Here is a 1158-nt window from a genome sequence, read left to right on the forward strand (position 1 = left end):
GCAGGCGCGCTCGGCGCTGCGCAAGCGGTTCTACGCCTTCGCCGCCGACGAGGTGGGGCGCGGATACGTCCATGAAGGCGCCGATTCCTTCGACGCGTGGTTTCCGCGCCTTCCGAAGAACACGGAGGAGATGAGGTCGACGGCGCTGTACACCGAGGCCGCGTACCCCTGCACGGTGGACGAGGAAGGGCGCGCCACGGCTCATGCATGGGCCGGATGCCCCGCTGCGGCCGGGTCGGGAAGCCTCGTGTCGATCGCCCAGACGGAGGCGGAGCCGTTCGCCGAGTGCGCGGAATGCGGCTTCTCGGCGGCCAGCATGGGCAAGGTGGCGGCCGCCTCGTCGTCCATCGACAACGGCTTCGAGTACCACTACGAAGCCGTGGCGAAGGCGGCCGGCGAGTACGAGGAGGCCCGCGCGGAGCTGGATCCGCTGGCAGACGAGGTGAAACGGCGTGCGGGCGGCTTGTTCGACGAGGTGAAGGACGCGCTCGCCAAGGTGGCGGGCAAGCGCCTCTCGGCGCAGCCGCCGGGACGCTACGGCGTGGTCGCGCTGGTCGCTAACACGGCAAGCGTCGCCGCATCGAGCGGTTTCGGCAGCTCGTTCGTGCGGGGAGGGGGCGCGCTCGGCGCGCGGGCGGCGGTTTCGGCCGCCACGCTCGTCGCCGACTCGTCCGACGAGGGCGCCACCGTGGTGTCGTCGCTGCTGGACGGCGTGAAGGGCCAGGGAGGGGCGGCCGTGGGCGCGCTGGGAACGGTGCTCGACTGCTGGTCCGGCTTGCTGGACGCGTACGCGCAGGGCCAAGAGGCGCTCGACGATTCCGTCTCGTCCGCGTTGGACGGGCTGCCTCTCGCGGGGGCCAGCGGGTTGGGCGCGTGGGCGGCAGGTGCCCTGCGCGAGGCCGTGCGGGCCGCGGGGCTCGCTCCGGCCGAACTCGACGCGCTCAAGCCGGTGTTGGTGAATTCGGCGCATGTCGCCGAGCGCGACGAGGGGGCGTTCGGCGCGCGGCTGCTCTCGCTCAAGGAGCAGGCGATCGAGCATCCGCTCGGGTCGAACGACGTGTTCGCCTCGATCGTGGGAACGGTGGAAGCCGAGGCTGTCGAAGGCATCCAGGGGTTCGACGGCACCATCGAGATAGCCGAGATCGAGCTGTGGGACGG

At 71.6% G+C, this 1158-nt stretch carries 1 pseudogene; it reads left to right on the plus strand.

Annotated elements, in window-relative coordinates:
* Positions 1-1158: pseudogene (locus ACMO6A_RS09415) on the plus strand (molybdenum cofactor biosynthesis enzyme); the annotation flags it as partial.

Origin of the sequence: Eggerthella sp. (assembly GCF_048329335.1) — a bacterium.
Lineage (GTDB): Bacteria > Actinomycetota > Coriobacteriia > Coriobacteriales > Eggerthellaceae > Eggerthella > Eggerthella lenta.